At 66.7% G+C, this 14,142-nt stretch carries 6 protein-coding genes; all 6 read right to left on the reverse strand.

Features of this window, described 5'->3' with window-relative positions; genetic code table 11:
- Positions 1-31: 31 nt before the first annotated feature.
- From treY to treS, 6 genes are read right to left on the reverse strand one after another with little or no spacing between them, the layout of a single operon-like run.
- Entirely contained in the window at positions 32-2,695 is a 2,664-nt protein-coding gene (gene treY / locus QFZ41_RS02685) for a malto-oligosyltrehalose synthase (RefSeq protein ID WP_429197340.1), read from the reverse strand.
- Positions 2,692-4,770: a 4-alpha-glucanotransferase gene (malQ, locus tag QFZ41_RS02690; protein ID WP_429197341.1), complete on the reverse strand. Its 2,079-nt coding sequence runs from the start codon at positions 4,768-4,770 to the stop codon at positions 2,692-2,694. Before malQ ends, treY begins: the two co-directional genes overlap by 4 nt.
- A gap of 3 nt (positions 4,771-4,773) precedes the next feature.
- Positions 4,774-6,525, reverse strand: a complete 1,752-nt coding sequence (treZ, locus tag QFZ41_RS02695; RefSeq protein ID WP_429197342.1) for a malto-oligosyltrehalose trehalohydrolase — start codon at positions 6,523-6,525, stop codon at positions 4,774-4,776.
- A complete protein-coding gene (gene glgX / locus QFZ41_RS02700; protein ID WP_429197343.1) occupies positions 6,522-8,630 on the reverse strand; it encodes a glycogen debranching protein GlgX in 2,109 nt (702 codons plus the stop codon). Before glgX ends, treZ begins: the two co-directional genes overlap by 4 nt.
- An 11-nt stretch (positions 8,631-8,641) precedes the next feature.
- Positions 8,642-10,825: a 1,4-alpha-glucan branching protein GlgB gene (gene glgB, locus QFZ41_RS02705; protein ID WP_429197344.1), complete on the reverse strand. Its 2,184-nt coding sequence runs from the start codon at positions 10,823-10,825 to the stop codon at positions 8,642-8,644.
- A complete protein-coding gene (gene treS / locus QFZ41_RS02710) occupies positions 10,822-14,139 on the reverse strand; it encodes a maltose alpha-D-glucosyltransferase (protein WP_429197345.1) in 3,318 nt (1,105 codons plus the stop codon). The genes glgB and treS overlap by 4 nt, the downstream gene beginning before the upstream one ends.
- Positions 14,140-14,142: the final 3 nt, after the last annotated feature.

Here is a 14,142-nt window from a genome sequence, read left to right on the forward strand (position 1 = left end):
GCTCTTCGTGGGAGCCGATTCATCGGCGATCCTACGAAGCGCGGAGCGAGATCCAGGCGGCGACCGGGAGGTTGCCGAACACTGTCGCCGCGGCGACAGGCGGGCTGCCGGATGCCGCCGCCGCGGAGACCGGCGCACCCCGCCGGGGCTCCGCCGCCTCCAGCCGGCCTTCGGTGAGCACCCCGCTCCATCGGCCTTCGGGCAAGCGCAACGATGTCCCCTCCCATCGCCCGGCGGGAATCGCGGGCGTCTCCGTCCCACCCAGCCACCCCGCCGTGTGCCTCGCCACGGCGACCACGAGCCGTTGGCCCCGCCACTCGCGAACGAAGGCCAGCACGTGCCCCGCCGCCGGGCCTTCGGCCACCAGCGGCCGATAGCTTCCCCGCGCGAACAGGTCGGGATGTGCCTGGCGTAGCCGCAACAGGCGGGCGATGACCGCCTGCTTGATCGCGCCGTCCCGCCAGGTGGGCAAGCAGGCCGACGGCGGATCGTCGCGTTCCAGCGACGAGGCCCGGGCGAGGAAATCCACGGGGCGCCGGTTGTCGGGATCGACCAGGCTGAAATCCCAGTAATCCGTCCCCTGATAGAGATCGGGCACGCCCGGCGTGGTCAGGCGCAACGTGGCCTGGGACAATCCGTTCGCGGCTCCGGGTACACCGATATAGTTCGCGAAGGCGGCCAGTTCCGTGACCGAATCACCCGACAACACGCTACGCAGGAAATCCTCGCAGGCATCCTCGTAGGGTTCATTCGGCGAAGTCCAGCGAGTCCAACGCTTCGCCTCACGCAGGGCCTTGCGTTGCCACGCGGCGATCCGCGTGGCGAAACGCTCCACGCCATCCACGTCGCCTGGCGACAGCCCGAGCGGCCACGCCCCGACGAGCATCTGATAGAGCATCAGCTCGTCCGCCGCCGAGGGCGCCATCCTTCCTTCCGCACGTTGCCGGAATCCGGCATGGCGGGCGCGCCAGCGATCGACGGTGAGAATCCAGCGCTGATGCACCTCGGAGAGCACGGCCAGACGTGCGCGAAGATCTTCACCCCGCTTATGGTCGTGCGTGGCGGTGGCCAGCAGGTTATGCGGCAACGTGGCTGCGCGCTCCGCGCAATGGCGATGGAAATCCTCCGGCGCGATCGCCAGCCTCGCCGCATCGACGCCCACCTCGTTGCGCGAGAGCAGACGGCCATAGCGATAGCCCGCCGTGTCTTCCACGGCCTTGGCGGCTACTGGCGAGGTCGCCTGCTGGAACATCGCGAGGGCTCGCTCACGCGCACGGCGCACCGGGCCCGGGGGCAACGAACGGGGCGCTTCGCCACCCAGCCACCGGGCGACGAGGTGCAGCAATTCGCTGTCTTCGAGACGGATGGTACGCAGCGCGCCTTCGACCGCGCGTGCGAACACGGCCTCGTCATAGGCGTCGCGGCCGGCGCCCCCGGCATACGTGCGATATACCGGGAAATGCACGAGCAGTTCCACCAGCACGCGCCGGATGCCGGCCAGCGAAACGTCGCGCGTCGCGACATCGGCACGCGCCGCGGCGAACAGGGTTCGCGCCGTGCGGTCCAGTTCCGCCTCGAAACTGTCGACGAGGATCTGCCGCCGCGCGCGCACCGCTTGCGTGCCGAAGTCGGCGCTCTCGCCGGTGAGTTTGCGCCACAAGCCGGTCAGCGGTGCCTCGCCGTCTTCGTCGTGCAGCACGGCCGACACCTGGTCCATGAATTCATAGCCGGTGGTGCCATCGGTGCGCCAGTCGAGGCGCAGGCTTTCCTCCGGCGCGAGGATCTTTTCCACCACGAGGTAGGCACCGCCGCGCGGTGCATCCGCGGGACGTTGCGTGCGCAGGCGCTCGAGCCGGTGGCGCAATTGCCTGCAATAGCGGCGCGGGTCGGCCAGTCCGTCGACATGGTCGCATCGCACGCCATCGATCAGTCCCTCGGCATACAGCCGGAAAATGGTCTTGTGCGTGTCTTCGAAGACCGCCGTCCGTTCGATGCGCAGCCCCGCCAGCTCGTTGATGTCGAAGAAGCGGCGATAGTTGACCATGTCGCTGGCGAGCTTCCAGAACGCCAGGCGATAGTGTTGCCGTTCGACCAACGCGTGCAGTGCCGCCCTGCCCTCGCCGGACGCCGGATCGTGCATGGCCCGCGCATCCTCGCCCAGGTGGGCCGACGAAGCCGGCGACAGCGGCAGGTGATCGTCGTAGACCCGCAGCATCCATTCACCGCGCCGCCGGGCCAACTGCACGTGCCCGTCACGCAGGGCCTGCTCGTAGCCCGTGCCCAGGATCGGCAGCAGCAAGCGTCCCCTCAACAGTGGATCGGGCGCCTGCCATTCGATATCGAAATACCCCGCGTAGCGGCTCTCGCGGCCGTGCCGAAGCACATCCATCCACCATGCGTTCTCGACCCCCACGCCCATGTGGTTGGGCACGATGTCGAGCACCAACCCCATGCCGTGGGAACGCAGGCTGGAGACAAGGCGGCGCAACGCGTCCTCGCCCCCGATCTCCGGGTTCACCTCGTGGCAGTCGACGACGTCGTAACCATGCGTGGAGCCGGCGCGCGCACGAAGGACCGGCGAAGCGTAAAGATGACTGACACCGAGGCGCGCGTAGTAGCCGACGACACCGACCGCGTCGTCGAGGGTGAAGCCCGCATGGAACTGCAGGCGGGCCAGCGCACGCGGGATGCTCATGCGCGATGCCGGGTCTGGTCGATCGCCGCGCAGACGGCGTGCGCGATAGGACCATCGAACAGGCGTGAAGACGAATCGGGCATCCTTCGCCGCCAGTTCGGGTGGATGGCGTCGGTGGGACCGGGAAGGTTCGGCTGCTCGTGCAGGCCGAGCACGTCTTCCACGGGAAAGATCGCGAGCGGCGCGGGTGCCTGGGACACGTGTCTCGCGGCCGCCACCACGACGGGCGAAATATCGTCCGGCGCCGGCAGGGCGTCCTCGTTCCATGCCGACCCGGAGGCGAACAACGCACGCCAGAGCATCACTCGCTCACGCTCGCGCTGTGCCATTTCGTCGACCTCGGGGTTATCGAGACCGGTGAGCTTGCGCCATTCCACGTCCCGCCCGCTCCACCATCCCGCCACCGTCGGCACGTCATGCGTGCTGGTGGTCGCCATGGCCTTGCCCGACCATTCCGTGGGAGCGATGAAGCCACCGTCCGCTGCGCGCTCGAACCACAACACCCGAATACCCAGTACGCCCTTCCCGGCGATCGTCTGGCGGAAATCACCGGGCACCGTGCCCAGGTCTTCGCCGATGACGATGGCGCGGTGCAGATGCGATTCCAGCGCGATCAAACGCAGCATGTCTTCCAGCGGATAGCGCACGTAAGCGCCCTCCGTGGCACCGGCGCCGTGCGGGACCATCCACAGGCGCTTCAGGCCCAGCACATGGTCGATGCGCACGCCACCCGCGTGCGCCAGTGCCGCGCGCAGCATGCCGATGAAGCCCCTGAAACCGGTCTCGCGCAATCCGCGCGGTGAGAAGGTCGTCAGCCCCCAGTCCTGGCCGAGGCGGTTGAGCGCATCGGGTGGCGCGCCGACGGACAGACCGTTGAGCACTTCCTTCTGGTGTGCCCACGCATGACTGCCGCCCGCGTCGGCCCCCACCGCGAGATCGGCCACCAGGCCGATCGCCATGCCCGCCTCACGCGCGGCTTTTTGCGCGCCTTCCAGGCCCTGCATGGCGAGCCATTGCAGCCAGGCGTGGAACGAGACCTCGCGGGCGTGTTCGCGCGCGAACGCCGCCACGTCGGGACTTGCCGGATCGTGGAACGCCTCGGGCCATCCCTGCCAGCCGCCAGGCCTTCCGTGCGCGGTGAAGTCGGCATGCAAGGCCTCGAAGCGCGCATGCCGTTCCAGCGGCTCGCCTTGTTCGCGCCGGAAGGCGGCGAAGCGCTCCGAATGGGCGATGTCCACCGACGCCCATTCGAAGACGGAACGGAGGATGGTCATGCGGGCACGCGCCGCACGCGGCCAGTCGATCAATTCCAGCCATTCGAGCTCGGCCAGTTCCTGGCGCAGGTTATGCGTATCGATCACCGCGCGCACCGTCTGCTCGCCACTGGTCCGCACCGGATCGATGTACAGGCCATTGAGGAACAGGCGGCTCGACGGCGCATAAGGGCTGTAGCGTTCGGGAGCGGCGGCGAACAAGGCGTGCAGCGGACTGATCGCCAACGCGTCCGCCCCTTTCTCCGCGGCTGCCTTCGCGCACAGTTCCAGCGCCGTGAAATCTCCGATGCCGCCATCCCCGGGACGACGCAAGCCCGACATCTGCACGGCGATGCCCCACGGCCGGGTGGCCCCGGCGATGTCGCCGATGCCGAAAGCCCGGGGAGGCGCGACGGCGAGAATGATCGGCTCGTCGTCGATCAACAAGCTGTAGTAGCCCGGCAAGGCGGGCGCATCGACGATGCGTTCGCCCGAGGGCAAGGCGCCTTCACTCACCGGACCGCCCTCGTCCGTCACGATTTTCCATGACCGGCCGCGTGCCGCCGCGGGCAATTCCACCCTGCCGCCCGCCTCGGCGGTAAGCAGCCTCGGCGGTTGCCGGCCGCTGCGTTCTTCCTCGATGCGCCGCAGGCTCGCTTCGACATCGTCCGCATTGTCCGCCGGCAGCCCCAGGGCCTGCAGGACGGCCCGCACCGTGCGTGCCGGTGTCGATTGCGGCCGGTCCAGTGCGTCGCGCCAGTTCACGTCGATGCCGGCCTGTTCGGCCAGTAACGCGAGGCGGTCGTCGAGGGGCTCGTTCACGAATCAGGACTCCAGACAGGCGAGCGTGCGGCGTGCGGGGAGCAGGCCGCGCGAAACGGAAGCGACATCGGCGGCATCGCCATGCAACCAGGCCGCAGACGGCGATGGTGGCTTCGCGAAAGTGACGTCGGCGTCGCCGAAATTGACGAATAACGTGAGCGAGGAGCCCCCCAGCGACCAGGACGCGACGAAGGCGCGTTCGCCGGCCTCCTCGGCGCCGAGGCTGCGCGCCTCCTCGATATGCGGCGCGATGTGCTTCTGGCGCAAGGCGATCAATTCCTTCACGAGCAACCGGCGCGCCTCGCCACGTTCGCGGTCCCGCACGGGGATGGACGCCGTGAACGTGCCGTACTCGTTCGGGTCGGGTATCTCCTCGCCGGCGAACCCCGTGAAGGCCTCGAACTCCTTGCGCCGGCCGTCGCGCACGGCCTTGCGCAGGTCCTCGTCGGGAAAATCGGTGAAGAACAGGAACGGCGTGCGGCTCGCCCACTCCTCGCCCATGAACAGCATGGGCACGAAGGGCGACAGCAGGAGCAACGCCAGGGCCGCATCCAGCGTGTCGGTGGCGACGAGGGTGCTCAACCTGTCGCCGAAGGCGCGATTGCCCACCTGGTCATGGTTCTGCAGGAAATTGACGAACCGCGCCGGTGGCAGGTGGGCGCTCGGTTCACCGCGGCGACGCCCGCCCATGGGTTCGCCCTGGAAAGCGAAGCCCTCGCGCAGGCTGCGTAGCAGCTTTTCCATCGGCGGTTGATAGTGCGCGTAATAGCCCTCGTTCTCCCCCGTGAGCAGCACATGCAGCGCATTGTGGAAATCGTCGTTCCATTGCGCGTCGAAGCGGCCGCGGCCGAGAAGATTCGCCTGGTTGGCCTCGTTCTCGAGGATCAGGTGGACATGCCGCCCGGGTTCCACGGCGGCGTGCACTCGATCGGCCAGCGTCGCCAGCCAGCCGGGATTGCCGATCGTGTGCACGGCGTCGAAGCGCAAGCCATCGAAGCGGAATTCCTGCAACCAGTAGAGCGCGTTGTGCACGAAGTAGTCGCCCACCTGCGGCGTCGCCACGCCGATAGCGGCGCCCCAAGGCGTCGGCGCCGACTCATCGAAGAACGGCGACGCGTATGCGCCCAGATAGTTTCCCTCCGGTCCGAAGTGGTTGTAGACCACGTCGAGGAAAATCATCAGCCCCAGTCCGTGGGCGGTGTCGATCAGTGACTTCAGGTCGTCCGGCGAACCATAGGCATCCGCGGGAGCGAACGGAAGCACGCCGTCATAGCCCCAGTTGCGCTCTCCCGCGAACTCGGCGATGGGCATGAGTTCGACGGCCGTGATGCCCAGCGAGGCGAGGTGCGGCAGGACCATCTCCACGCCATGAAAGCCACCCAGCGCCCCCGCATGCAGTTCATAGATGACCGATTCGCTCCACGGCCGGCCCCGCCAGCCGGCATGGCGCCACGCGTAAGCCGCCGGATCGGTGACCATGCTGAAGCCATGCACGTCGCCACCGATCTGCCTGCGCGAGGCGGGATCGGGCACGACCAGGTCGTCGCCGATACGAAAGCGGTAGCCCGAGCCCACCTCCGCCGGACAGACGCATTCGAACCAACCATCGTCGAGCGCACGCATCGGCGAGGTATGGCCGCCGTCGCACTCGATCGTCACCGCCTCCACGTCGGGCGCCCAAAGGCGGAAACGGGTTCGACCGTCGCCCAGGTGCCGGGCGCCATAAGGCATCGCGTGGACGAATTCCTCCGTCATGCCGGGTCGGTCCTCACCGATGCCGACAGCAGGACGACACTGCGGCCTTCCACCTCGATCGACGGTTCGTTCCACGGCGCCTCCGGTGCGGAGGGCACGGCGCTGTTGCAACTCATCCGCCAGTTCACGGCCGGCTGCGGAAGATGGAACACGTGTTTCTCTGGGGTGGCGTTGATCAGGACCAGGGTCACGTCGGCACGCTTCTCGCCGTAGGCCTGTGCGCGGCGCAGCGCCAGCAGGCGCCCTTCGGTATAGCCCCAGGTCTCCTGGGTCATTTCCGTGCCGCTCTCGTCGAACCACGCCACCTCGCGCATGCCCGGCGCCACTTCCGTGTCTCCACGCAGGAAGTGCGCCGCCCTGAGCGTCGGATGCTTCTCGCGAAGACGGACGAGACGCGCGACGAAGTCGGTCAGCTCCCTTCCGCGGTCGTCCGTGGCCAGCTTCCAGTCGTACCACGACAGTTCGTTGTCCTGGCAATACGCGTTGTTGTTGCCTTGCTGCGTGCGGCCGAACTCGTCGCCACCGAGAAGCATCGGCGTGCCGTGCGAGAAGAACAGCGTGGACAGCATGGCGCGTTTCACCCGGTCGCGCGCGGTACGGATGGCGGGATCGTCGGTCGGCCCCTCCACGCCGTAGTTGTAGCTTTCGTTGTCGTTGCCGCCGTCGCGGTTGTCCTCTCCGTTGGCTTCGTTGTGCTTGTCGTTGTAGCTGACGAGATCCTCGAGCGTGAAGCCATCGTGTGCCGTGAGGAAATTCACCGACGCCCAGGGCTTGCGCCGATGGTGGTCGAACAGCTCCCCCGAAGCCTGCAAGCGCCCTGCGAGCACGCCGCGCATGTTGGAATCGCCCTTCCAGAACTTGCGGATATCGTCGCGGAACTGACCATTCCATTCCGCGAAGCCCGCCGGATGGTTGCCTAGCTGGTAACCGCCGGGGCCGATGTCCCAGGGCTCGGAGATCAGCTTCACGTTGGCCAGGACGGGATCCTGGCGCATCGCGTCGAACAAGCCGCAACACGGGTCGAAACCGTGTTCCTCGCGGCCGAGGCTGACGCCGAGGTCGAAACGGAAACCGTCCACGTGGAAGGTCTGCACCCAGTAGCGCAGGGAATCCATGACCAGCTGGAGCACGCGCGGATGCGCGGTGTTCACCGTGTTGCCCGTGCCGGTGTCGTTGATGCAATAGCGCGGGTTGTCCGGCATCAGCCGGTAGTAACTCTTGTTGTCGAGGCCACGGAACGACATGGTGGTGCCCAGTTCGCTGCCCTCGCAGGTGTGGTTGTAGACCACGTCGAGAATCACCTCGATACCGGCCGCATGCAGGGCCTGCACCGCGGCGCGTATCTCGTTCAGCGCACCCTCGGCGAGGTATGCCGGCTCGGGTGCGAAGAAGGCGAGCGTGTTGTAGCCCCAGTAGTTGCGCAGCTTCATCTCGGTGAGGCGGCGATCCTGCAGGAACGCATGCACCGGAAGAAGTTCGACGGCGGTGACGCCGAGCTTCACCAGGTAATCGATCACGTAAGGGTCGGCCAGCGCGATAAAGGTACCCCGCTCATGCTGGCGTATCCGTTTCAGCGTACGCGTGAACCCCTTCAGGTGGGTCTCGTAGATCACCGTCTCGTTCCACGGGGTATGCGGACGGTTGCCGTGGGTCCAGTGCATCGGTTCGTCCACGACCACCGCCTTGGGCATCGCCGCCGCGCTGTCGCGCCGGTCGAACGACAGGTCGGCACGCGGCGAGGACACGCGATAACCGTGCAGCGCGTCGGACCATCGCACCTGCCCATGCAACAGACGGGCGTAGGGATCGAGCAGCAACTTGTTCGGATTGAAACGATGCCCTTCCTCCGGGGCATAAGGGCCGTGCGCGCGAAAACCGTACAGGGTGCCGCCGCGGACGCGCGGCAGGTAGCCGTGCCAGATCTCGTCGGTGCACTCGGGCAATTCGTAACGTGCTATTTCGCGCTTGCCGGACGGATCGAAAAGACAGAGCTCCATGCGTTCGGCATGGGCGGAAAACACGGCGAAGTTGGTTCCCATGCCGTCGCATGTGGCACCCAGCGGGTACGGCATACCGGACTGCATGCGTTCGGGTAGAGCGGGCATCGGATTCCTCGTCAGTCGGCCACGAAGATGACCGTGGATAGGGGCGGCAGGCTGATCACCAGCGAGTGCTCAAAACCATGCGCGGGAACATCTTGCGCATGCCGTTCGCCTTCGTTGCCGACGCCGGAACCGCCGTAGTCGGCCGCGTCGGAATTGATCGCCTCGCGCCAGCGTCCGCCTCGCGGCACGCCGATACGGAAGCCGAGGCGCGGCGTCGGCGTCATGTTGCTCACCACCAGCGCGGGAGGACCGCTCTCGGCCAGGCGTACCCACGCGAACACGCTCTGCGCCGCGTCGTCGCCGATCACCCAACGGAACCCACGGGGATCCGTATCCCAGGCGTGCAGGGCGGGCGTGGCGGCATACGCCAGGTTCAGGTCGCGGACCAGCTTCTGCACGCCCAGGTGCAAGGGATGGTCGAGCAGGTCCCAGGCGATCTGGGCGTCATGGTTCCATTCATGCGGCTGGGCGATTTCGGCGCCGGTGAACAACAGCTTCTTGCCCGGGTGGCCCCACATGAATCCGTAATAGGCGCGCAGGTTAGCGAAGCGCTGCCACTCGTCGCCAGGCATGCGGCCCAGCAGCGAACGTTTGCCGTGCACTACTTCATCGTGGGACAGCGGCAGCACGAACTTCTCGGAATACGCGTAGACCATGCTGAAGGTCATTTCACCGTGGTGCCAGCGGCGGTGGATCGGATCGCGCGACATGTATTCCAGTGAGTCGTGCATCCAGCCCATGTTCCACTTGAAGGTGAAACCGAGGCCACCCTGCTCCACCGGCTGGGTCACGCCCGGCCACGCGGTGGATTCCTCGGCGATGGTCATGCAATCCGGGTGGCGTTCCGCCACGAGCTGGTTGACGCGGCGCAGGAAAGCGATGGATTCGAGATTCTCGCGGCCGCCGTAGATGTTCGGAACCCACTCGCCGTGCTTGCGCGAGTAATCGCGGTAGAGCATCGACGCCACCGCGTCCACGCGCAGGCCATCGACATGGAAACGTTCGAGCCAGGCCAGTGCACTGGCCACCAGGAAGGCCGACACCTCGTTGCGGCCCAGGTTGAATATCAGCGTGTTCCAGTCCTGGTGGAATCCTTCGCGCGGGTCCGCGTGCTCGTACAGCGGCGTGCCGTCGAAGTGTGCCAGCCCGTGGATATCGGTCGGAAAATGCGCGGGCACCCAGTCCACGATCACGCCGATACCCGCCTCGTGGCAGCGGTCGACGAAACGGGCGAAGGCTTCCGGCGTGCCGAAGCGCGAGGTGGGGGCGAACTGCCCGAGCGGCTGGTAACCCCAGGAGCCGCCGAACGGATGCTCGGAGATCGGCAGCAACTCGATATGCGAAAAACCCATGCCCGCGACGTAAGGGATCAGCCGCTCGCCCAGTTCGTCCCAGTGCAGTTCCTTGCCGTCCTTGCCACGCAGCCACGAACCGGCATGCAGTTCGTAAATACTCAACGGCGACCCCGCATGATGCAGGGCGCCTCGCCGGCGAAGCCAGCCTTCGTCGGTCCAGTGGAAGGCCGTGGGATCGGCCACGATCGACGCCGTGGCCGGCGGCAGTTCCGCGGCCAGCGCGACCGGATCGGCGCGCTGGGTCAAGGAGCCATCCGCACCCCAGATCTCGTACTTGTAGCGTGCGCCGGCGAGCAGGCCCGGGACGAAAAGCTCCCAGACACCCGCTGGCACGCGCTTGCGCATCGGGTGGCGGCGGCCGTCCCAGCTATTGAAGTCGCCGACGACACTGACGCGCTTCGCGTTGGGCGCCCATACCGCGAAGCGCACGCCGTGCACTCCATCGACCGTGACGGGATGAGCGCCCAGGCAGCGGAACAACTCGATATGGCTGCCGTCGGACAACCGTCGCAGATCCTCGTCGCCGAGCAAGGTACCGAAGGCGTAAGGATCGTGCGTGTCGTGCGTCGCGGCCGGCCAATGCACGCGCAGACGGTAGGGCCCATCGTCGACGAACCCCGCGAAAAGGCCAGCGGGATGAACGCGCGCCAGCTCGGCCAGCACATGACCCCGCGCATCGATCAGCTCGACACCCTGGGCGCCGGGCTGCAACGCGCGGACCACGCGGCGCCCTTCCACCGCGTGCGGGCCGAGCAAGGCGAAGGGGTCGCCATGGCGGCCCTCGACCAGCGCATCCACCGCGGAGGGATCGGAAAGCCCATAGGTAAGGGGATCGGTCACGTATCCTCCTTCAGTTCGTTCGCTGTCTCGCCGCGCGCGATGTACAGCAATCCACGCAGCGGCACGTCGAGCCAGCCCGGCCTGTTCGCCGCCTCGTAAACCACTTCATAGGCGGCCTTCTCGATGATGAAGAGTTCGAGCACCGGGGCCAGCGCCCCGGCCGCGATCCAAGGCGTGGACGCGGCATCGAGCACGGCGCGGTACGCGTCGAGGAATACCTTCGCCGAGCGCGCGCGGAAGCGGGTGAGGTATTCGCCGAATCCCTCGTCCTCGACCGGTGCCAGTCCGTCCTCCCCACGTCGGGCCATCGCGGCCGCATAGTCGAGCGAGCGGAGGAAACCCGCGACATCGCGCAACGGCGAACTCTTGCCGCGGCGCTCGTCGAGCGTGCGTGCGGGCTCGCCTTCGAAGTCGATGATGTAGGCGTCGTCCTGCACGACCAGGATCTGGCCCAGGTGGAAGTCCCCATGGGTGCGCGTGGTGAGCGCATCCTGCCCGGCGGCGGCCAGCGTGGCGATACGATCGTCCAACGCGTCGGCCAGGCCGCGCAGGGCGTCCACGTCCGCGACCAGCGCGGGCGGCAGCTCGGCCGCCGAATCCACCGATTGCAGCGCACGCCGCACCTGCCCGCGAACGCTTTCACGCCAGTTCGTCACCACCGCATCGCCCGCGGACTCCGGCGAGAACGCCGGAAGTTCGCTAGGCTTGGCAAGCAGCGCATGGAGTTCGCCCAATCGCGTACCCACCGCGGCGGCGAACGCATCATAACCGCCTTCGATCTCGGCCCTGCGTTCCTCCTCGTCGGAATGGCTGAACTCGTCGTAGCTGCGACGCAGATAGTCCAGCGTCCACGCCCACGCGTCACCCTGGTTGCGCAGGAAGCCTTGCAGGACCGCGAGCGTCGTCCGCTCGCCATGCTCGCCCAGGCGCACCACCTCGCCCAGCAATGGCGCCGTGTTGGCGTAGCCGTTCTCGGTAAGGAAGCGGCCCATTTCCACTTCAGGGTTCACGCCCGCCGACGTACGCCGGAACAGCTTCACGACACCCGCGTCATGCAGGATCATGGAACTGTTGGATTGTTCGGCGGACAACCAGCGATTCTCGATCGTCGTATCGAAGATGACGCCCGCGAAGGCGATCGTGGGTTCGAAGCGCACGGCGCCACCCTGCGTCGCCAGCTCCACGCCGTTGCGCAAGCCGATCAGGAGACCGCTGGCGAACGCCTCGAGCGCGAAGCCATCGGTGAGCAGGCCGATCCGGCGCCCGCGGCGCACGCGCGCCAACGCCAGTTGCTGCGCGCGCGCGGTCGGGTTCTCGTCTTCCCAGACGATGCCCACCGGAAGGCTATAGCGCTCCTTCCCGCCATCGGACAGCGTGGCCTCCACCTCGGTGAGGATGAGATCGTCGCCCCGGTCGGGCCAGGCCGCGCCGTAGAGGATCTTCACCGACTCGATGCCTCGATCCTTCGCCGCGAACCAGCGGCGCACCGCGAGGTAGTTCGGCAACACCTGCTTCTCGATCACGCCCCGGTGGTGGGCCATCACGGGGCCTTCCACCAGGGCGCCACGCAACACCAGCGTCTCGTAATCGGGCATCGGCTCCGCCGGCACCTCGTGCCATGCCGGCATCTGCGCGTTCGGGCAGATCTGGAACGCGTAGAAACCGTAGGGCGGCACGGTGAGCAGGTACGGCAACTGTCCCACGGGAGGGAACGAGGAACCACCCATGATCTCGATGGGCACCTGTCCGTCGAACGCGGCGAGGTCCAGCTCCACCGCCTGCAACGAGCGCGACATGTTCGCCACGCAGAGCACGTGTTCGCCCTCGTACTCGCGCAGGTACGCCAACACCTTGCGGTTGCCGGGATAAAGGAATTTCAGGCTGCCGCGTCCGAATGCCTTGTAGCGCTTGCGCACCGCGAGCATGCGGCGCGTCCAGTTGAGCAGCGAATGCGGGTCGCGCGCCTGCGCTTCCACGTTGATGGCCTGGAAACCGTACAAGGGGTCCATGATCGGCGGGAGCACGAGGCTCGCGGGATCGGCGCGCGAGAACCCGCCATTGCGGTCCACCGACCATTGCATCGGCGTGCGCACGCCATCGCGATCGCCCAGATGGATGTTGTCGCCCATGCCGATCTCGTCGCCGTAGTACAGCACCGGCGTACCCGGCATCGACAGCAGCAAGGCGTTCATCAGTTCGATGCGGCGGCGGTCGCGTTCGAGCAAGGGCGCCAGGCGGCGACGGATGCCCAGGTTGATACGCGCGCGGCGGTCGGCGGCATAGGTCTGCCAGAGGTAGTCGCGTTCGCTGTCGGTGACCATTTCGAGGGTAAGCTCGTCGTGGTTGCGCAGGAAGATCGCCCACTGGCAGTTCTCCGGGATCGCCGGGGTCTGCCGCATGATGTCGGTGATCGGAAAACGGTCCTCGCGCGCGATGGCCATGTACATGCGCGGCATCAGCGGAAAATGGAACGCCATGTGGCATTCGTCGCCGGCGCCGAAATAATCCTGGGTATCCTCGGGCCACTGGTTGGCCTCGGCCAGGAGCATGCGGTCCGGGTAATGCTGGTCGATCTCGGCGCGTATCAGCTTCAGGATCGCGTGTGTCTCGGGCAGGTTCTCGTTGTTGGTGCCCTCGCGCTCGATCAGGTACGGCACGGCGTCCAGGCGCAGGCCGTCCACGCCCAGGTCCAGCCAGAAGCGCATCACGTTGAGCACCGCCTTGAGCACCGCCGGGTTGTCGAAGTTCAGGTCGGGCTGGTGCGAGAAGAAGCGATGCCAGAAGTACTGGCCGGCCACGGGGTCCCATGTCCAGTTCGACTTCTCGGTGTCGAGGAAGATGATGCGCGTGCCGTCGTAGGCCTGGTCGGTATCCGACCAGACGTAGAAATCACGTGCGGCGGAGCCCTTCTTCGCCTTGCGCGCGCGCTGGAACCATGGATGCTGATCGGAGGTATGGTTGATGACCAGCTCGGTGATCACGCGCAGCCCGCGCGCATGCGCCTCTGCGATGAAACGCCGCGCGTCGGACAACTTGCCGTAATCGGGATGCACGGCCTTGTATTCGGAGATGTCGTAGCCATCGTCGCGCCGTGGACTCGGATAGAACGGCAGCAACCAGAGCGTGTTGACGCCCAGCTCCGCGATATAGTCGAGTTTATCGATGAGGCCCTGGAAGTCGCCGACGCCGTCGTCGTTGGCATCGAAGAACGACTTCACGTGTACCTGGTAGATGATCGCGTCCTTGTACCAGAGCGGATCGCTCGAGAAATCGGGAGCGACCGCCTGCTTTTTTCCCTTGCCGCGCATTGCCATGGA

The organism is Luteibacter sp. W1I16 (assembly GCF_050434905.1).
GTDB lineage: Bacteria > Pseudomonadota > Gammaproteobacteria > Xanthomonadales > Rhodanobacteraceae > Luteibacter.